The organism is Rhizobium sp. CFBP 8752 (assembly GCF_014842035.1).
Taxonomy (GTDB): domain Bacteria; phylum Pseudomonadota; class Alphaproteobacteria; order Rhizobiales; family Rhizobiaceae; genus Neorhizobium; species Neorhizobium soli.
In genome coordinates, this window is sequence record NZ_JACYUZ010000001.1 from 1035124 (window position 1) to 1054027 (window position 18904).

Annotated in this window: 19 protein-coding genes; 6 read left to right on the top strand and 13 right to left on the bottom strand. The window is 63.2% G+C overall.

All coding sequences use genetic code 11. The features are described 5' to 3' along the window. Positions 1-72: 72 nt before the first annotated feature. From IFT59_RS04955 to IFT59_RS04965, 3 genes are all read right to left on the bottom strand, one after another. Positions 73-912, bottom strand: coding sequence for an anti-sigma factor family protein (locus IFT59_RS04955; RefSeq protein WP_192086244.1), 840 nt, complete (start codon positions 910-912; stop codon positions 73-75). After that, on the bottom strand, positions 909-1409 hold the full coding sequence (locus IFT59_RS04960) for an RNA polymerase sigma factor (protein WP_062582897.1): 501 nt from the start codon (positions 1407-1409) through the stop codon (positions 909-911). Before IFT59_RS04960 ends, IFT59_RS04955 begins: the two co-directional genes overlap by 4 nt. Before the next feature lie 98 nt (positions 1410-1507). Then, the gene (locus tag IFT59_RS04965) at positions 1508-2467 is read right to left on the bottom strand and encodes a metallophosphoesterase family protein (RefSeq protein WP_062583179.1); all 960 of its coding nucleotides are present in this window, start codon (positions 2465-2467) and stop codon (positions 1508-1510) included. A 78-nt stretch (positions 2468-2545) separates the two neighbouring features. On the opposite strand from IFT59_RS04965, the gene IFT59_RS04970 reads away from it, so the two are divergent. Continuing rightward, positions 2546-3034, top strand: a complete 489-nt coding sequence (locus IFT59_RS04970; RefSeq protein ID WP_113110758.1) for an NUDIX domain-containing protein — start codon at positions 2546-2548, stop codon at positions 3032-3034. A 15-nt stretch (positions 3035-3049) separates the two neighbouring features. On the opposite strand, the gene IFT59_RS04975 is transcribed toward IFT59_RS04970, so the two are convergent. After that, entirely contained in the window at positions 3050-4021 is a 972-nt protein-coding gene (locus IFT59_RS04975; protein WP_192086245.1) for a glutathione S-transferase family protein, read from the bottom strand. Between the two features lie 328 nt (positions 4022-4349). On the opposite strand from IFT59_RS04975, the gene IFT59_RS04980 reads away from it, so the two are divergent. Next, positions 4350-4853 carry a GNAT family N-acetyltransferase gene (locus tag IFT59_RS04980; protein ID WP_192086246.1) on the top strand — a complete coding sequence of 168 codons (504 nt, stop codon included), beginning with the start codon at positions 4350-4352 and terminating at the stop codon, positions 4851-4853. 30 nt (positions 4854-4883) lie between these two features. Here IFT59_RS04980 and IFT59_RS04985 read toward each other — a convergent pair whose 3' ends face one another. The 6 genes from IFT59_RS04985 to IFT59_RS05010 are packed head-to-tail and all read right to left on the bottom strand — an operon-like array spanning position 4884 to position 12727. Beyond that, the gene (locus tag IFT59_RS04985) at positions 4884-5303 is read right to left on the bottom strand and encodes a GNAT family N-acetyltransferase (RefSeq protein ID WP_192086247.1); all 420 of its coding nucleotides are present in this window, start codon (positions 5301-5303) and stop codon (positions 4884-4886) included. A gap of 29 nt (positions 5304-5332) precedes the next feature. Continuing rightward, positions 5333-5752, bottom strand: a complete 420-nt coding sequence (locus IFT59_RS04990; RefSeq protein ID WP_192086248.1) for a GNAT family N-acetyltransferase — start codon at positions 5750-5752, stop codon at positions 5333-5335. Continuing rightward, a complete protein-coding gene (locus IFT59_RS04995; RefSeq protein ID WP_192086249.1) occupies positions 5752-7818 on the bottom strand; it encodes a hypothetical protein in 2067 nt (688 codons plus the stop codon). The genes IFT59_RS04990 and IFT59_RS04995 overlap by 1 nt, the downstream gene beginning before the upstream one ends. Before the next feature lie 3 nt (positions 7819-7821). Beyond that, complete coding sequence (locus tag IFT59_RS05000) at positions 7822-10749, bottom strand: DUF4159 domain-containing protein (RefSeq protein ID WP_192086250.1); 2928 nt, start codon at positions 10747-10749, stop codon at positions 7822-7824. Beyond that, a complete protein-coding gene (locus tag IFT59_RS05005) occupies positions 10746-11681 on the bottom strand; it encodes a DUF58 domain-containing protein (RefSeq protein WP_174196413.1) in 936 nt (311 codons plus the stop codon). Before IFT59_RS05005 ends, IFT59_RS05000 begins: the two co-directional genes overlap by 4 nt. Positions 11682-11713: 32 nt before the next feature. Next, entirely contained in the window at positions 11714-12727 is a 1014-nt protein-coding gene (locus IFT59_RS05010) for an AAA family ATPase (RefSeq protein WP_192086251.1), read from the bottom strand. A 205-nt stretch (positions 12728-12932) separates the two neighbouring features. Between IFT59_RS05010 and IFT59_RS05015 the strand changes: the two genes are divergently transcribed. The 3 genes from IFT59_RS05015 to IFT59_RS05025 are packed head-to-tail and all read left to right on the top strand — an operon-like array spanning position 12933 to position 15474. Further along, positions 12933-13568 (top strand): DUF1285 domain-containing protein, encoded by a 636-nt coding sequence (locus IFT59_RS05015; RefSeq protein ID WP_192086252.1) that lies wholly within the window; start codon positions 12933-12935, stop codon positions 13566-13568. Beyond that, positions 13565-14200 carry a CoA pyrophosphatase gene (locus tag IFT59_RS05020; RefSeq protein WP_192086253.1) on the top strand — a complete coding sequence of 212 codons (636 nt, stop codon included), beginning with the start codon at positions 13565-13567 and terminating at the stop codon, positions 14198-14200. The genes IFT59_RS05015 and IFT59_RS05020 overlap by 4 nt, the downstream gene beginning before the upstream one ends. Next, positions 14197-15474, top strand: coding sequence for a CCA tRNA nucleotidyltransferase (locus IFT59_RS05025; RefSeq protein ID WP_192086254.1), 1278 nt, complete (start codon positions 14197-14199; stop codon positions 15472-15474). Before IFT59_RS05020 ends, IFT59_RS05025 begins: the two co-directional genes overlap by 4 nt. A 9-nt stretch (positions 15475-15483) precedes the next feature. Here IFT59_RS05025 and IFT59_RS05030 read toward each other — a convergent pair whose 3' ends face one another. After that, positions 15484-15741: a hypothetical protein gene (locus tag IFT59_RS05030; RefSeq protein WP_192086255.1), complete on the bottom strand. Its 258-nt coding sequence runs from the start codon at positions 15739-15741 to the stop codon at positions 15484-15486. A 141-nt stretch (positions 15742-15882) separates the two neighbouring features. Then, positions 15883-16794, bottom strand: a complete 912-nt coding sequence (gene hemF, locus IFT59_RS05035) for an oxygen-dependent coproporphyrinogen oxidase (protein ID WP_062455712.1) — start codon at positions 16792-16794, stop codon at positions 15883-15885. Positions 16795-16981: 187 nt separating this feature from the next. Between hemF and IFT59_RS05040 the strand changes: the two genes are divergently transcribed. Further along, the gene (locus IFT59_RS05040; RefSeq protein WP_062455715.1) at positions 16982-17239 is read left to right on the top strand and encodes a hypothetical protein; all 258 of its coding nucleotides are present in this window, start codon (positions 16982-16984) and stop codon (positions 17237-17239) included. Between the two features lie 9 nt (positions 17240-17248). Here the strand turns inward: IFT59_RS05040 and IFT59_RS05045 are convergent, their stop codons facing one another. Continuing rightward, on the bottom strand, positions 17249-18901 hold the full coding sequence (locus tag IFT59_RS05045) for a Na/Pi cotransporter family protein (protein WP_192086256.1): 1653 nt from the start codon (positions 18899-18901) through the stop codon (positions 17249-17251). Between the last annotated feature and the right edge of the window lie 3 nt (positions 18902-18904).

Here is an 18904-nt window from a genome sequence, read left to right on the forward strand (position 1 = left end):
CAGAAGACACAAGCCGCATCGCCAGCCGATGCGGCTTTTTGCTGGGATCAGGTGGACCTGATCGCGCGTCGCTCAGATCAGTCCCGCGGCCTTGGCGGCGATCTCGTCGAGATCGGCGGCGGAGGAGGGGCCGACGACGACATAGGTCGCGAGCGGCGTGCTCCAGGACACAAGACCCGTATCGGCGCGGATGTCCTCGACCGGTTTGTTGGTGTCCGGACGGGTCTTGGAGAAGGTGATCGCGATGATCTCTCCTTCATCGCCGCGGCGGTAGAGGAGGAGGCCCGAGGGGCGGTTGTCGGCGGTGAAAAGCCGTGCGCCGGCGAAGGCGAGCCCGCTTTGCGACAGGTCCGGAATGCGAAAGGCGATGCCGGTGCCTGTGGTCAGCCATGCGAGGATATCGCCCGGCCTGTCGGCACCGATTTCCACCAGACGATCGGGCAAGCGGGTATAGAGCCGGTAATGGGCGACGACGTCGTCAAGCCAGTCCCGCGAATCGAGCTGCACTTCCGAGCCGCCGAGACGGGTCGATCCCGGCTGGGTGCCGAGCGCATAGCCGATGCCGCCGCCGAGGCAGAGACTGAGAATGCATGCGACAAGCGCCTGCGTTCTGCTTGGCTTGAACGAGAGTGACTGGCGCTTTTTGTCATCAGGCAGCCTGATCGCGCGGCGCGGCAGCGGTGCGTTCTTGATGGTGCGGACGAGTTCGAGCGGCAATGGTTCCTTCATGGCATCGTCGAAGACGCGCCGGCCGTAATCCGTGCCGCGTTTCAGGTTGTCATGCAGGGCCCGCGCCTGCGGCTCGTTGACCAGAAGCGCTTCGATCTCCTGCCGTTCGTGTTCGTTGGCTTCGCCATCCAGGAAGGCCGAAATGCGCTGTTCGAGCGCGGACGAGGAAGCACTGGCTTTCATGCGCGGCGCTCCGATGCTTCCGGCGCGATTTCCGACAGTCTGAGCCGTGCAGAACACAGGCGTTCGGCGAAGGCCTGTTCCGGAATGCCGAGTATAGCAGCCGCCTCGCCATAGGCGAATGCCTCGACGTCCACGAGAAGGAAGACACTGGCGAGGCCTGAGGGCAGGGACAGCAGGATCTGATCCGATGTGGCCATCGTGGAAATTTCGGTAGCCGATACGACGCCCTGTGCCTTCGGGGTGGAGGACGGCTGGGTCTTGCGGCGCTTCTTGATCTCGTCGGACCAGGCTGTGCGCATCAGGCTGAACAGCCAGCTTTCGATGCGGCCTTCGCCCTTCCAGTGATGGCTTTTCTGGATTGCACGCGAACAGACTTCGCGCACCAGCCTGTCAGCATCCTCGGCGGTGCCTGCAAGCGTCAACGCGAAACGACGAAGCCTCGGCAGCAAGGCTACGAGGTCACGGCGAATGTCCATGGTCTGGGTCGGATTGTTCATGCGGAAACAAGCTTAACGGGGCTATGCGTTATGATTACGGCCATCTCGTTAAGCTATGAATCGAATGTGATGCATTTGCAACAGGCGACGCAATTAATCTACAAGATTTCGACGGTCTCGGGCTGGATCGCCGGCATAGGCAGTGGTTGATCGCCATAAAAGACGTGGCTGCTGTCCAGCGCAATGCCGTCACCTGCCTGCGTCAGCCCGTAGCGTTCACAAACCAGGTTCCAGTTGCCGGGTTCGCCCGACAGCGAAAACAGGTTGTAGGAAGCAGGTGGCTTGTGGCCGCCCGGACCCTGCGAGGCGGACGCTATACCGACGACCGGCACGGGCCGGTTATGGGTCTTGAGTTCGTAGACGGTGTTAAGATGCGTATGGCCGTGCAGCACCAGTTCGGCGCCGCCGGTCGAGATGGCCGCAGCAAATCGACGGATGCCGATCATACGCTTGTGCGATGACGCCGCGCCGTGGATCGGCGGGTGGTGAATCATCACCACGCGGAACAGTCCGCGTTCGCCGGCTTTCTTAAGAAGGTTCACTGTTTCGCGCGCCTGGCGCGGGCTGAAATAGCCGGATGCGGAAAACGGCGGCGTCGCGTTGGATGTGGAGCAGCCGATGATGGCGATCGGGCCACGCTCCCGGTAGGTCGGGAAGATGTGATCGTCCTTCGGCCATTCGCCCGGATCGTCGTCGCTTTTCACGAAGGGATACCAAGCGGCAACCGACTTGTCGTGAGCGCCCGGCACATAGGCGTCGTGATTGCCCGGCACGACGGTCGTATCGGCGGGTTCGCCGATCGTATCGAGCCATTCGCGGGCCAGCCGGGTTTCGATCTTTGTCGCCAAATTGACCAGATCGCCTGTGATGAGCAACTGGTCCGGCTCTCGGTCCTTCATGTCGCTCAACAGCAGATCCAGCGTGTTGACGAGAAGATGCTTTCGGCGGGTGCGGTGCCAATTGACGAAACCGGTGATGCGTTTTGACAGAAGCTCGCGCATCGTCAGCCGCGGAAGGGGCCCCAGGTGGATATCGGAAATATGCGCGAACTTGAACATGGCGAAGACATAACGCATGAGAGAGCAATTGGTACCGAATTTATCGCCGCTCCCGAAGTTATGAAGTGGAACGCCTGAATGGTTGAGCAGGGCATTCCCGAAGTTACTGGCGGCCGCGCCCGCATTCTCGTCTGGCTGATGCACAAGGCGTTCATCGTCACCCGCGGCATGACGATGGGTGTCCGGGCCGCCTGTTTCGATGACGAAGGCCGGATTTTCCTGGTGCGCCACACCTATGTTCCCGGATGGTATATGCCCGGCGGCGGAATGGAACGCGGCGAAACCGCGCTTCAGGCGCTGCACAAGGAACTGCGGGAAGAGGGCAATCTGGAAGTCCTGGGAGTGCCGGAGCTTTTCCACGTCTACCTGAACCGCAACGCATCGAAGCGCGACCACGTGCTGTTCTACAAGGTCAACGTCAACCAGACGGCGCCGCGCGCCGCGGATTACGAAATTGCGGAAAGCGGCTTCTTTGCCCTCGACGCGCTACCGCCTGAGGTCACCCAGGCAACAGCGCGCCGATTGCAGGAGCTTTCGGGAAAGATCGAGAAGGGGGAGTACTGGTGAGAGTTACCCGCTTTCCTACCCCCGCCCATGCGGTGCGTCGAGATCGAGCTCTGGTCCTGTCGGGACGATGCCGGTCGGGTTTATGGTTTTGTGGCTCTCGTAGTAGTGGTGCTTGATGTGGAGGAGATTGCAGGTCTTGGCCACGCCCTCGTGCTGGTAGAGATCGCGCAGATAGGCTGACAGGTTCGGGTAGTCGGCGATGCGGCGGATGTTGCATTTGAAGTGGCCGACATAGACCGGATCGAAGCGGATGAGTGTCGTGAACAGCCGCCAGTCGGCTTCGGTCAGCTTGTCTCCGAGCAGGTAGCGGTTTTTCGAGAGACGGGTCTCGAGACTGTCGAGCGTTTCGAACAGCTTTGAGACGGCCTCTTCATAGGCGTCTTGCGTGGTGGCGAAGCCGGCCTTGTAGACGCCGTTGTTGACGGTGTCGTAGATGACCGCGTTGATCGCGTCGATCTCAGTGCGCAGATCTTCAGGGTAGAAATCGACATCGGAACCGGTGATGCCGTCGAAGGCGCTGTTCATCATGCGGATGATTTCGGCGCTTTCGTTCGAGACAATCGTGTTCTGCTGCTTGTCCCAAAGGACCGGAACCGTGACGCGGCCGGAATAGGCGGGATCGGCTTTCAGATAGACCTGGTAGAGATAGTCGGAGCCGAACAGGGCGTCGCCGGTTGCGCCGTCGCGTTTGCGGAATTCCCAGCCGTTTTCCAGCATCAGGTAATCGACGACGGAGACCGAGATCAGATCCTGCAGCTTCTTGAGGTTGCGGAAAATCAGCGTCCGGTGCGCCCAAGGGCAGGCGAGCGAGACATAGAGATGATAGCGTCCGGCCTCGGCCTTGAAGCCGGAGGTGCCTGACGGTCCGGCGGACCCGTCAGCTGTCACCCAGTTGCGGAACTGTGATTCGGAACGCTTGAAATGACCCTTGCTGGCCTTGGTGTCGTACCAGACGTCGTGCCACTTGCCGTCTACCAACATGCCCATTGCAATCTCCTTGGTTGTCTTTCTGTTAAATACGACAAAGCCTGACAATGACGAGGTGCGATTTTGTAAACGCTGCGTTTTTGGATTGGACGGGTAGAATATTTTCTGATAGCTCGCTTGTCACGATTGTTCGGGAACATCAGAGAATGACCGAAGTGCGGACACTGCGACGACGCTGAAGATCGACCACGACGCCTGAAAACGCGTCGCGATATCGCTCGTCCTGTCTGCCCTCTCCTTACGGCTTCGGTTCTCCATGTCCCTGCATCTTGTTGCGTCGCAATCCTCAACATCCCAGAATTCTTCGTCCGAAAACACCGCCAAGTCCATGGCGAAACACGACCTCGTCTATCTGACCGAGGATGCGTCTCACGACGACATCATCGAGGTGATCAACGAGGAGGCTTTCGGCCCCGGACGGCACGTGCGCGCCGCGTCCCGCATTCGCGAGCAGGGGCCGCATGACCGGTCGATCTCGTTCGTCTGCGCCAACGATGGCGAGACGATCGCTTCGGTGAGGATGACGCCGGTTCTGGCGGGAAGCGTGAAGGGCCATATGCTGGGCCCGCTGGCGGTCCGGCCGTCGCACAAGAACCTCGGGATTGGCCGCGAACTGGTGCGGATCGCCATCGATGCCGCGCGCCGGCATGGGTCGGAAGCCGTGATCCTGATCGGCGATCCGCCCTATTACATGCCGCTCGGCTTCGAGAAGGTGGCCTATGACGCGCTCGATTTTCCGGGACCGGTCGATCCGGGCCGGGTGCTGGTCGTGCCGCTCAAGGACGGTGTGCATGACGGGCTGAAGGGCGTGATCGGCTGGCGGGAGCTGTGATCCGTCAGGACTTCGCGCCAAACCCTTGATCTAGAATCGTTTTTCCAGCCACGTTACATCATGTCCGCCGGCGAGGCCTTCGAGCTTGCCGATCGGGTGGTAGCCGAGCTGCAGATAGAGCGCGAGTGCGGCCGGGTTCATCGTATCGATATAGGCGCCGATACAGCCGCGCTTGACCGCCTCCGCTTCAGCCATCGTGAGCAGCCGCGTGGCGAGACCCTTGGCGCGCATCAATTCCGGAATGAACAGCATCGAGATGTAAAGCCAGCCGCGGCCGGTATAGCCGACGAGGCCGCCTGCGATATCGCCGGCCGTATCACGTAGCGGGATTGCCAGTTCGCGGCGGTCGCTCGCGCCGAAGCATTCGATATTGAAGGCTTTCAGCTTGTCGAGGATGATGTCTTCATCCTGCTGCGAGATGCCTTCGACGATTTCCAGATCCATATCCATGCTCCCAGATTGCGGCCGAGATGGATAGACTAAAGCGCTTTTTGAAGGAAGGTGCGGGTTCTGGTTTCGACGAAATTTGGAATCTCGCCAAACACTTGGTAGCCGTGGCTCTTGTAGGCCTTGAGGGCGAGTGGGTTGAACGTATCGATCCAGGCGCCCTTGCAGCCGCGGGTGCGGGCTTCATTTTCGGCCTCGGTCAGGAGCTTTGCTGCCATGCCCTTGCCGCGCAGGGTTTCCGGAATGAACAGCAATTGCGTGAAAAGCCAGCCCCAGGACGTGTAACCCGACAGACCGCCGATGACTGTGCCGCTCTCGTCGCGGATCAGTACGGCGAGCAGTTCCCTGTCGGAGGGGCCGACTTCGCCTTCGTTGAAGGCGGTGAGGCCGCCGCTGACGATTGCAAGATCGTCTGAGCTTGGCGCGTCGGTGAGATAAAGCTCGTGCGCCATCAGCGACCCTCGCGCCACCACATTGCCGCCATCGCGAACAACAGCACAGACAGGCCGGCAAAGCCTGCAAACAGCGGCAGCGTGTTGATGCCGCGCAGCACCGTCTCGTCGGTCATGCGGATAACCATGCGGTTGGGATCACTGACACGAACTTCGCCGCGGACCGGCAGGATGTCGGGGATGGTGACGCCATCGCCTGAGGCGACGCGGGTCACGAGGCCACGGGTCTTGTCGGCATAGGGCTTCAGCGTCGCCTCGGTGGAGATCATCGCCTTGAACTCGGGCGAGTCGACGGCGCCGACATGGACCAGCGTCTGGAAGTCGCCGTTTCTCACCTCGAACAGGCCGGTTTCGTCCATGCGGCTCTCGTAGCGGTATTCGCCGGGGCCGGCGGGCGTCATCTGCACGGTCTCGGTGCGGCCCGAGGGATAGCGGATCGTCGCGGGGCCGGGGTCGTCGCCGATCGTCTGGCGGGTGGCGGCGAGCGTGCGGCCGACGGAGCGGGCGGTCAGCGCCTCTTCCTCCAGTTCGGGTTCCTTCATCAGCCAGTGAGCGATGCGGCGATAGAGCGCCACATGCGGGCCGCCGCCTTCAAAGCCGCGGGCCCAGAGCCAGCCCTGATCCGACAGAAGCATGGCAACGCGGCCTTCGCCCTGACGGTTGAGGACGAGGAGAGGGCGGTCGCCATCGCCTTCCATTACCGTCTGGCCCTGCGGCGGGTCGACATCGATGGTGCGGAACCAGCGACCCCAGGCGGGCGGCGTCTGGTTGGAGCCTTCGAGGCCGCGGGTGACCGGGTGCTTGGTGCCGACTTCCGATAGATGCGGGAAGAAGCCGGCATTGTGGACTTCGCCCGTCGGTGCGGCCGGCAGGACCTGTTCGAGCGGTGTCGCGGCGATCGAATCTTCGCCAGCGTGTTCGGGGCCTGCCGCGATCAGCAGCGCGCCGCCGTTTTGCACATATTGGGAGATGTAGTCGTAATAGAGGATCGGCAGCACGCCGCGATGCTTGTAGCGATCGAAGATGATCAGATCGAAATCCTTGATCTTCTCGACGAACAGCTCGCGGGTGGGGAAGGCGATCAGCGACAACTCGTTGATCGGCGTGCCATCCTGCTTTTCCGGCGGACGAAGGATGGTGAAATGCACGAGGTCGACGGAGGCGTCGGACTTTAGAAGGTTACGCCAAGCGCGCTCACCGGCATGGGGTTCGCCGGACACCAGCAGCACGCGCAGGTTCTGCCTGATGCCATCGATGACATGGACGGCGCGGTTGTTGGCGGTGGTCACTTCGCCAGGGAGCTCGGCAACCGAGAACTCCATGACATTGTTGCCGCCGCGCTGGACGTTGAACGAGAACGGGGTGGTGACGCCGGGCGTTGCCTGCAGCGTGGCGATCTGCTGGCCGTTCATGCGCACGATGACTTCGGCGGGGCCGCCGCCCTGGCGACCGTCGTCGAACACGCGCAGCGTCAGTTCCTGCTCCTCACCGACGATGCCGAAGCGGGGCGCGCGCAGCACTTCGATGCGGCGATCGAATTCGTTTGGCTGGCCGGTGATCAGCCCGTGGACGGGCGCGTTGAAGCCGAGATCCTGGTTGATGCCGGGAAGATCGTGGATCTGGCCATCGGAAAGAAACACGGCGCCGCCGACACGGGCGGGCGGCACGTCCGACATGGCGGAGCGGAGTGCCGTAAACAGCTTCGTCGATGGTGTGTCGCTGTCTACATCGTCTCCGGCCTCGACGATGCGCGTCTCGATGCGGGGATAGCGGGAGAAGCGGTCGCGCAGTTCCGCCAGCGCCTGATCCGTCTGCTGCTCGCGGCCGGCCGTCTCCTGGCTCTGGGAGCGGTCGACGACGATTGGCACGATGGTGGAGAGCTGCTCCCGGTCCTCCTGGTTGAGCGTCGGGTTGGCAAGCGCCATCAGGAGGGCGGCAAGCGCCAGCGTGCGAAGGGTGGCACCACGGACGCCGCGCAACAGCGCGGTCACAGCAAGGACGAGGGCCAGTGCACCGAGGGCTGCGAGGATAGGCCACGAGAAGAAGGGGGCGAATTCGATGGTCATCGGTTACTGCCCCAGCCGTTCGAGGAGTGCGGGCACGTGGACCTGGTCGGCTTTGTAGTTGCCGGTCAGCATGTACATCATGATGTTGACGCCGGCGCGGTAGGCGTATTCGCGCTGCATGTCATCCGGCGGCACGGTCGGGAGCATGGAATTCCCCTGTTGATCGACCGCCCAGGCGCCCGCGAAGTCGTTGCCGGTGATCAGAAGCGGCGTCACGCCGTCGCCGCCGGAGGAGAGCTGCGAGGTGGAGTTGCGCGCATCCTGGCGGGCTTCGACCCAGAGAGGGCCGCCGCGGTAGCGACCGGGAAAGTCCTTCAGCAGATAGAAGGTGCGGGTCAGCACATGGTTTTCCGGTGTCGGCTCGAGCGGCGGAATATCGATGCTGGCGAGGATTTCCTGCAGCCGCAGGCCGTTGGGGCTGGAGCTGCCGTCGAGTGCCGAGACTTGGTCGCGGGTGTCGAACAGAACCGTGCCGCCGTTGCGCATATAGGCGTCGATGCGTGAGATCGAGGCCTGCGATGGCATCGGCGCTGTCGCGGAAATCGGCCAGTAGATGATCGGGTAGAAGGAGAGATCGTCCTTGGCGATATCGAGGCCAACAGGGGCGCCGGGTTCCAGCGTCGTGCGGTAGCTCATGTATTGGGTGAGACCGTCGAGCCCGCGCTCGGAGATGCTGTCGACATCGCTTTCGCCGGTCTGGACGTAGGCGAGGTGGGTCGTGTCGAGGCGGTCGAGGATCTGGTCGTCGCCAGGCTTTACGCCTTCGCCGGGCTGCATTTCGCGAAACGGCTGCGGCTGGGCCGATTGCGGTTGCGCCGCGGCAGCGGGCGGCGAGGGTGGCTGCTGGGCGAGCGACGGGTTCGGGTTGAGCAGCGCCATTCCCAACGCGAAGCCGAGGATGAGGGTCGCGGCGGTGCCAGACGTCCGGGCGGAGGTTGGCTTTGAGCGTCCGGGGCGGCGGGAAAAGGCACCGTTCATGAAGAGCATTACCAGGCTATCGAGGACGAGGAGCGCGAAGGCGAGAGCAAACAGAGTCGGACGCAGGGAGAGAGCCTCGCCGCCAGCCAGTTGCTCGCGCGCCACCTGCGTTCCGCCGACCGATGGATCGAAGGGGGCAAGCACGGTCGCGGGCGCTAGAAGATTGACGGCGGAGTAGCCGTCTTCGGTGCCGTAGAGGCCCGGAGGATGATCGAAGCTCGCGACAGGCCGGGCGTTGGCGGGAATGGTGATCGGGCGGGCAGCGCCGGTCTCGGTTGTCATCACGCCGTCGGCGGTCAGCAGGCGGTAGGGCGGCAGGGCTGCGGCGGCGCCTTCGGTGCCCGGTGCTCCGGATGCGCTGCCACCGGCAGCACCGCCGACGCGGGCCATTTGAACCAGCCGGCGCAGCATCTCGACGAAATTGCCAGACAGCGGCAGGTTCGACCACGTCGCCTCGGCGCTGGTATGGAACAGCACGATGCGTCCGGCCTCGACTTCCTTTTCGGTGACGAGCGGCGTGCCGTCGGCAAGGCTTGCCCAGGTGCGCTCGGCAAGATCCGGCGTCGGTTCGGCGAGAACCTGGCGGGTCACGGTGATATCCGCTGCGCGCGGCAGGCCCGCGAAGGGGCCGAAATTCGGGAAATCTGCGAGTGCCTGCGGCTCAGACCAGGACATGGCGCCGCCGAGCGCGCGTTCGCCCTGGCGCAGGGTGACCGGTACCAGCGGATCGTCGGCCGGTGCTGCGGCAAGCCGCGGGCCGGCAAAGCGGACCAGCGTGCCGCCGCGCGCGATCCAGCGCTGCAGCGGCTGGGAGATTTCGGGCGGCAGGCGGCCGACATCGGCCATGATGATTGCCGACGGGTTGTCCTCGAGGATCTGCGGGATCGACACCGACAGATCGGCGGTGTTGGGCTGAATCACGTCTGCATAGGGCTGGAGCGCCCGGCTGATATAGTAGAGCGGCTGCAGCAGCGGCTGGAAATCGCTGCCGCTTTCGCCGGCAATCAGCGCCACGCGACGGCGACGGAAACCGTCGTCGAGAAGGTGGGCTGCACCGGCTGTCGCGATGCCTTCGACGGAGAGGCGGGCGAAATCGTTGCGCAGTTCGAACGGCGCGGAAATCTCCGTCGTCGCCGTGTTGGCGCCGTCGGCAAATTCCAGCGTGCCTGCGGCAAGCGAGCGACCCTGTGGATCAAGCGCGTTGACGGTGAACTGCTGGGTGCCAGCCGTGGAAAGGCGGGTGGCGCTGACATTCATCGCGGTCGAAGTGTTGGTGGCACCTGTGATCGCGACGGCCGATTGTCCATCGCCTTCGAGGACGCGCATGTCGCCTGCCGAGAGGCCGGCAAGGGCGGTCATCGTTTCGGCGTCGGTCGTGGCGGCGATGCCGTCGGAGACAAGCGCCAGCGTGCCGGGGCGGGTGCCGTTGAGAGCTTCCCGAAGCGCTGTCACGGCGCGAGTGCGGTCGGGCACCAGCGGCCTCGGGCTTGCGGCGGCAAGCTTGTCACGCGCTGTGGCGGCACTGCCGGGTGTTGCTTCCTGGTTTTGATCGGCGGTGAAGGCGATCGCGACCGGAAGATCGGCGCTTTCGGCGTCGTCGATCAGGAGATTGGCCGTCTCGACGCGGCGTTCCCAGTCGGTCGATGTTGCCCAGCCGTTGTCGATGACCAGCGCCAGCGGGCCATCTGTGTTGAGCGAACTCGTGCGCGGGTTGATGACCGGATCGGCGATGGCCAGAATGATCGCGGCGGCGAGAGCCATGCGCAGAAGCGTCAGCCACCACGGGCTCTGGGATGGCGTCTCCTCGCGCTTCAGGACACTTGCGAGAATGCGCAGAGGCGGGAAGACTTCGGATTTCGGTCTCGGCGGGGTCAGCCGCAGCAGCCACCAGATGGCGGGCAGGGCGATCAGGCCGAACAGGATGGCGGGATAGGCGAAAGCGAGCGCGCTCATGACCTCTCCTCCATACGTCCGGTTTCAACACGTCGAGGCGCCGGCATGCCGGAGAGGTAGCCGTGGACGGCAACCAGAGCTTCGGAGGCGAGACGGTCGGTGCGGTGGAAAACGAAACTCCAGCCGAGACGGCGAAGGCCCTCACCGAGCGCATCGCGGCGGGCGAGATAGGCGCGCTGGTATTCCTCGCGAATATTTTCGGCGCGGCCGGAGACGAGCTTTTCGCCGGTCTCGGGATCGGTGAATTCGGTGCGGCCGGTATAGGGGAAGGTCTCTTCGGCGGGATCGGCAACCTCGATCACATGGCCGCGCAGGCCGCGGCGGCCGAGCGGGGTGATGCGGTCCATGACCTTGTCGGCGTCATCGAGGAAATCGCCGATCAGGACGATATCGCTCTGGCCGCGGATCATGCCCGTATCCGGCAGGCCGGTCGCCTGCGGCGCGTGCATGATGGCGGTCGCCAGCCGTTCGGCAGCGTTGCGGGCAGAGACCGGCTCCATGATGCCGGGGCATCCGATCCGTTCGCCCGAGCGGGCCAGGATTTCGGCAAGCGCCAGCATGATGACCAGCGCGCGGCTTTCCTTCGATACGGATCCGAATGTCGACTTGTACATCATCGAGGGCGACATGTCGGCCCAGAGCCAGATCGTGTGGGCGGCTTCCCATTCCCGGTCGCGGACATAGGTATGGTCGTCACGGGCCGAGCGGCGCCAATCGATGCGAGACAGGCTTTCGCCTTCGGCATAGGGCCTGAACTGCCAGAAATTCTCGCCCATGCCGCGCTTGCGGCGGCCGTGCCAGCCGGCAATCACCGTATTGGCGATGCGCTTTGCCTCGACCATGCAGTCGGGTACCAGCATGGCGCGCTGCTGGGCGCGATGGAGGACATCGCTGCTGGCGGTTTGATCGACGATCTGGCCGATGGATGCCACGGAGGTTCCTTTCTAGCCTGAACCGGCGATCTTCAGCCGCGGGCCTGTTTGACCAGGCCGGCGATGACATCGCGGACCGACATGCCTTCGGCGCGGGCGGCAAATGTCAGCGCCATGCGGTGCTGCAGGACCGGTTCGGCAAGCGCGTGGATATCGTCGAGCGACGGAGCGAGGCGGCCTTCGTAAAGCGCACGGGCACGGGCCGTCAGCATCAGCGACTGGCCGGCACGCGGACCCGGACCCCAGGCGACATGCTTGTCGGTCGAAGCGTTGCCGTGGCCCGGGCGGGCCGAGCGAACGAGCGACAGGATCGCATCGACCACCGTGTCGGAGACCGGCATCTGGCGGATCAGCGCCTGGATATCCTTCAGCCGCGTCGCGTCGATGACGCTGCGCGCCTTGGCTTCGGCGCTGCCGGTCGTATCGAGCAGGATCTGGCGTTCGGCGGCAAGCTCCGGGTAGAGAACGTCCACCTGCAGCAGGAACCGGTCGAGCTGCGCTTCGGGAAGCGGATAGGTGCCTTCCTGTTCCAGCGGGTTCTGCGTGGCAAGGACGTGGAATGGTGCCGGCAGGTCATAGCGCTGGCCGGCCACGGTGATGTGATATTCCTGCATGGCCTGCAGCAGCGCAGACTGGGTGCGCGGCGAAGCGCGGTTGATTTCGTCGGCCATCAGCAGCTGTCCGAAGACGGGTCCCTTGACGAAGCGGAAGGAGCGGCGTCCGGTCTCATCCGTATCCATCACTTCGGAGCCCAGAATATCTGACGGCATCAGGTCGGGCGTGAACTGGATGCGGTTAGAATCAAGCCCGAGGACGGTGCCGAGCGTCGAGACGAGTTTGGTCTTGGCGAGGCCGGGAACACCGACCAGCAGCGCATGACCGCCCGAGAGAACCGCGAGCATGGTGTTTTCGACGACACGTTCCTGGCCGAAGATGACCTTGGCGACTTCCTCGCGGATGGCGGCGATATCGGCAAGTGCCTTTTCGGCCGAGGCGATGATGGCTTTCTCGTCGAGGACTGTTTGCGTAGAATTCATCATGCCCATGTCGTTCACCATCACCTTTGATTGGTATCCAGATCCAGCAGGCTTCGCCGAACCTATCCGTCCGACCGTGAATCGCTGCATCGCAGCGGCCACCTTAGACCTTGAAACTTATTCCGCCAAATAAGGCTGACAAGCACGCGATGAATGACTATCTCGTGAGAACATTCACCTTGGCTGATGCTTAAGGTCGAACCGGGACTGAAAAATGGCAGTAGAACCAATTAATACGGCGGCCGATGCCGCTGGTCTCGCGGCGATGATCGCCCATGCGTCGGAGCAGGCGAGTGGTGGCCCGCGGGGCGAAATGCCGGGCCTGCCGCCGGTCGAGCGGTGGAACCCGCCGTTCTGCGGCGATCTAGACATGGAAATCCGCGCCGACGGAACGTGGTTCTATCTGGGTACGCCGATTGGCCGTGCGCCGCTGGTCCGGCTGTTTTCGACCGTGCTGCGCAAGGACGAGGACGGCCGAACCTATCTTGTTACGCCTGTGGAAAAGGTTGCGATCCGCGTCGTCGATGCGCCGTTCGTGGCGGTTGAGATGCAAACGAGCGCGCGTGACGGAGAGCAGGTGCTGACGTTTCGCACCAATGTTGGCGATGTCGTCGAGGCAGGCAGCGACCATCCGATCCGGTTTGCGATCGCGGGCGAGGGGCAGGAACTGAAGCCCTACCTGCATGTCCGCGGACGGCTCGAGGCACTGGTCTCGCGGGCGGTGATGTATGATCTGGTGGAGCTTGGCGAGACGATCGAGATCGATGGTGTCGCGATGTTTGCGGTCCGATCCGGCGATACGGTGTTCCCGGTGATGCCGGCGGCCGAGCTGGAATTGTTGTCCCGATGAGTGGTCTCGGTTTTTATTCGGCGTCAGAGTTTCGCCGACGTGCGCGTTCCCAGAAGGGCGGGCCGATCGAGGATGCCTGGCGCGATCACGGCGATCATGTGCTTAACCCGGCTTGGGTGAACGCGACCATTCAATCCAAGCTGAAGGATGCCGCGGTGCTGGTGCCTGTCATCGACGATGCCGATGGCGCCAAGGTGATCCTGACGCAGCGGACCGTAAAGCTGCGCAAGCATTCCGGACAGATCGCGTTTCCGGGCGGTGCGATCGATCCCGAAGACGGATCGCCTGAGGTGGCGGCGCTGCGCGAGGCCGAGGAAGAGATCGGTCTTGACCGACGTTTCGTCGAGCCGCTGGCCAGGCTTCCCGATTATTATGCAGCGACCGGATTTCGCATCACCCCGGTGCTGGCCGTGGTGACCCGCGGCTTCGATCTGACGCTCAATCCGGACGAGGTGGATTCGGCGTTTGAAGTGCCGCTGTCGTTTCTTATGGACGAGGCGAACCACCAGCGCGGCACCCGCGACTGGAATGGCGCGACCCGGCACTTCTATGTCATGCCCTATGAGGACAGGGAAATCTGGGGCATTACCGCCGGAATTTTACGCACGCTGTATGAAAGGCTTTACGCATGACCTCCATTGCTACCCCCTCGGTTGCCGGTGAGGCATGGTTCAACGATGCCGCTCTGCAGCGGCTTCTTCTCCTTCTGAACGCCGATGGCGGCGAGGCGCGGGTGGCTGGCGGCGCCGTGCGCAACGCGCTGATGGGGCTTGCTGTCGCCGATATCGACGTGGCGACGACGCTTCTGCCGCAGGATGTGGTGGAGCGGGCAGAGGCTGCCGGCATGAAGGCCGTGCCGACCGGCATCGAGCATGGGACGGTGACGCTGGTGATCGACGGCACGCCGTTCGAGGTGACGACGCTTCGGCGCGATATCGAGACGGACGGACGCCATGCCAAGGTTTCGTTCGGCACCGACTGGCAGGCTGACGCGGAACGGCGCGACCTCACCATCAATGCACTTTACGCGGATGCATCGGGCGCCGTGGTCGATCCGGTCGGAGGTCTGCCCGACATCGAGAGCCGGACGATCCGTTTCATCGGCGACGCTTCGCAGCGGATTGCCGAGGATCATCTGCGCATTCTCCGGTTCTTCCGGTTTTTCGCCTATTACGGATCCGGCCGGCCGGATGCGGACGGATTGCGGGCATCGGCACGCGCCAAGGACAGGCTTTCGACGCTGTCTGGCGAGCGGGTCTGGGGCGAGACTAAGAAACTGCTGGCCGCCCCCGATCCGTCGCGCGCACTTTTGTGGATGCGGCAGGCTGGCGTGCTGACGGAAATCCTGCCGGAAACCGAAAAATGGGGCATCGACGGCATTCATCCGTTGGTCGCTGCGGAAGCAGCACTCGGCTGGACGCCGGATCCGCTGCTGCGGCTTGCGGCGATCGTGCCGCCCGATGCGGAACGGCTTACGGCGATGGCAAAGCGGCTGCGGTTTTCGAATGCCGATGCGGCGAAGCTGGCCGTCTGGGCGTCCGCACCCGCCATTCCCGACGAGGTGACGGATGTCGGCTTCGATCGTCTGCTCTACCGAAATGGCGTGGCCGGCATGGTTGCACGCGTCAAGCTGGCGCTGTCGTCGGCCAGAGCAGCGGCCGAGGGCGATCCAATGGCGATGCGCAAGTCGGCAAGGCTGTCGGTTCTTCTGAAGCGGGCCGAGGGCTACGTCAAGCCGGTCTTTCCGATCGCGGGCGCCGACGTTCTCTCGGCAGGTGTGCCTGCCGGCAAGAGGGTCGGTGAGATCCTGAAGCAGATCGAGGACTTCTGGGTGGAGCGTAACTTCAACCCCGACCGGGCAGCGCTGGCCGCCCGGCTGGACGAGATCGTGAAGCAGAGCTCCTGATCAATCCTCCTATTCGGAGATCGCCCAGGAGTGGAATACGGATGCCCGCTCCGTGGGAATCATCATGTGAGCGGCATTGGCCGCGCCGGATTCCGCCGACTTACCGGCAAGCTGCCGCTTCACTTGCTCGACACAGAAAGCGTGGGGCAGTTCGCCACCGCTTCTGGCTCGCATTTCGACGGCCAGACGCTCGACCAATTCGGGCGTCTTCATCAACTTCGAAACGGGGTATGGACTTGGTTTTGTCAGGCTGTTTGATGGGGTCATGGCTGTTCTCCCGTGCAACCAGAACGCACGCTAGCACCGAACACACCGATTCGAACATCGAATTTTTCGCAGATGACAACTACCAGTGGCCTTACAGTCATCAATTTCTTGAGAGCAGACTGCCTGGGCGTGCCAAAATGATCAGGGCCAGCGGACTGCCGGTGGCATTGAGGACAAGATCGATTCCACATTGCCGCCAGTCTTCAGGCCGAAAATGGTACCGCGGTCGTAGAGAAGGTTGAACTCCACGTAGCGGCCGCGACGGATCAGTTGCTCGTCGCGGTTCTCTTCGGTCCAGGGCCGGTTGAAATTGCCGCGGACGATCTTCGGATAGAGGAGGTTGAAGGCGCGGCCGACATCCTGCGTGAAGGCGAAATCGGCATCCCAGCCGCCTTTTTCCGCATCCGAATGGAGCCAGTCGAAAAAGATGCCGCCGACGCCGCGGGGCTCGTTGCGGTGCTTCAGGAAGAAATAGTCTTCGCACCATGCCTTGTAGCGGGGGTAATCGGCGACCGCGTGCCGATTGCACGTGATTTCCATGACCCGGTGGAAAAGCTGGGTATCGGGGTCTTCCTGGCTGCGGCGGATGTCGAGGACCGGCGTCAGGTCGGCGCCGCCACCGAACCACTGGCTGGTGGTGACGACCATGCGGGTGTTCATGTGCACTGCCGGCACATTGGGATTAACCGGATGGGCGATGAGCGAAATGCCCGACGCCCAGAATGCGGGGTCTTCGTCGGCGCCGGGGATCTGCTTGCGGAATTCTTCGGAAAACTCGCCGTGGACGGTGGACGTGTGGACGCCGACCTTCTCGAAGACGCGGCCTTCCATCATCGACATCGTACCGCCGCCGCCTTCACCCTCGTTGCGGAGCCAGTTCTTCCGGGTAAAGCGGCCGGGCGGCTGATCGGAGAGCGGGCCGGTCAGCTCGTCTTCCAAAGCCTCGAAGGAAGCACAGATCGTGTCGCGGAGGCTCTCGAACCAGGCTCGCGCGGCTGCCTTCTTCTCTTCGAGATTTTCGGGCAGTTCCTTGGGCAATGCCGGCCGTTCCATGGTCTTTTCCTTTTCCGCTATGCCTTTGATCTGCTTCCGTATCCTCGCCGGCGGCACTTAGCATCTCAGACTTGCGCCGGCCATTCCCAAGCGCGTGAGGCCGCCCGTTTTAAGACGGGAAAACAGACTCGCAATGCGTGTGAGACCATATTATCTTGATGTCACCAGGTGCCGATAAGAGGGTTTGATGGCGAAATTCACACCCCCGCCACTCGACGGGCTGAAGCGCAGAATTCACCGCCACCGGCAGGAACAGGCCGGCGGACCGGGCAGTATGTTCGTGCGCGAGACATTTCTGATGACCCGCGAGGATGCCCGCGAAAAAGCGCGGCAATGGTTCGACGAATTTCCGAAGGCTGCCTACTGGACCGAAGTGGAAAGCTGGCGTCAGCTGGAGGGCGACCGCATCGAATTCACCATGCGGAGACTTCCGACGGCGGACTAAGGAAGTCCCTCAGGCGCCGGGTTCGGCGAGGCGAAGGCGGCTTTCGATCAGTGCGCCGCTGTCATCGAGGATCGGATGCGCAACCGACACGATGTGCGCGTTGATGCGTTTCAGGTCACGCAGCATGTCGAGATGCAGCGAGCTGGTCTGCAGGCTTTCCAGTCGTCCGTCGCGCAACCGCTCCAGATGCTTTTCGGCGGACCGCTTTTCGAGCCGGCGGACTTCCACCTTGATTTCCATCAACTGCCGCGCCAGCGCCAGATCGCCGGTCTGGAAGATCGTCTGGGCGGTTCTCAGGTTGTCGACGGTCAGGCTGAGCAGCACCTGCAATTCATCGAAGCCGTCGTCCGAGAACTTGAGGCCGTGCGCAATCTTCTTGCGGACCTGTTCGGCGATGCCCTTTTCGATGATGTCGCCGATATGTTCGAGGTTGATTGCGTAATCGATGATGGCGATTGAGCGGCGGGCGTTCTCCGCATCGAGACCGGTGCGGCCCAGTTCCGACAGGTAGAGCTTCACATCCTGATGAAGGTGATCGACCCGTGACTCGAGCCCGGCGATGTCTGCAAGTGGGGCGATATCGTTACGTTTGAAGGCATTTTCGGTGCGGATCAGCATGCGCTCGATGGTGTCGCCGACGCCGAGCACTTCGCGCGTCGCATTGGCGAGCGCCATCACCGGGTTGTCGAGCGCGTCCTGATCGAGGAAGCGGGGGCCGTCGTCTCGCTGCGGATCATCAGGGACAAGGCGAGCTGCAAGGCGCGAGACTTGGGCTGAGAACGGGAATACGACCAGCGCCAGCAGGATATTGAAGGCGAGGTGTGCATCGACCGGGAGCTTTTCCGGCGACAGCGGCAAGGCTTGAACGGCATCGGCGACAGGGCCCGCGAGCGGCAACGCGATGGCGCAACCGATGCCGCGGGTGACAAGGTTGCCGAGCGTGATGCGTCTTGCGGCAGCCGGCGCAGAAAGAGTGGCGACGACGGGCGGAATGGCGCCACCGAGATTGGCACCAAGGATGAGCACGATTACCAGGCCGGCGGAGACATTTCCGGTCGAGGCGAGCGAGAGGATCAGCACCACGACCGCCAGGCTGGACGACGAGACGAAAGCCAGAACCGCCGACAGGATCAGCGCCACCGGCCACGCGTCATCGAGCAGGCCGATAAAGGCCGCGAGCGCCGGCGACTGGCGCATCGGTTCGGTGGCGAGCCCAAGCAGATGCAGCGACAGCAGCATCAGGCCGACGCCTATCATGGCCGTGCCGCCGCCTTTGCGGGCTGGCGATGCACCGCGAAGGATAACCAGACCGATGAGGATGAGAAGGGGCGACAGCCACTCGATGCCGGTCGCGACCAGCCAGGCGGTAACGGCGGTGCCGACATTGGCGCCGAGGAGCACGATCTGAGCCATGCGTGGACGCACCATGCCGCGTTCGGCAAACGAGGCGAGCGTCAGCGCGGTGGCGGTCGAACTTTGCAGGGCGATCGTGGCGACAAGGCCGGAGACGAAGGAGCGCAGGCTGCTGCTGGTGCCGCGGGCTAGACCCGTCTTGAGGCGTGTCCCGAAGGCGCGCGTGACCCCATCCTTGACCTGCGCAAGGCCAAACAGAAGCAGGGCCACGGCGCCGAAAAGATTGATGATGACGATGGTGGATTGCATATC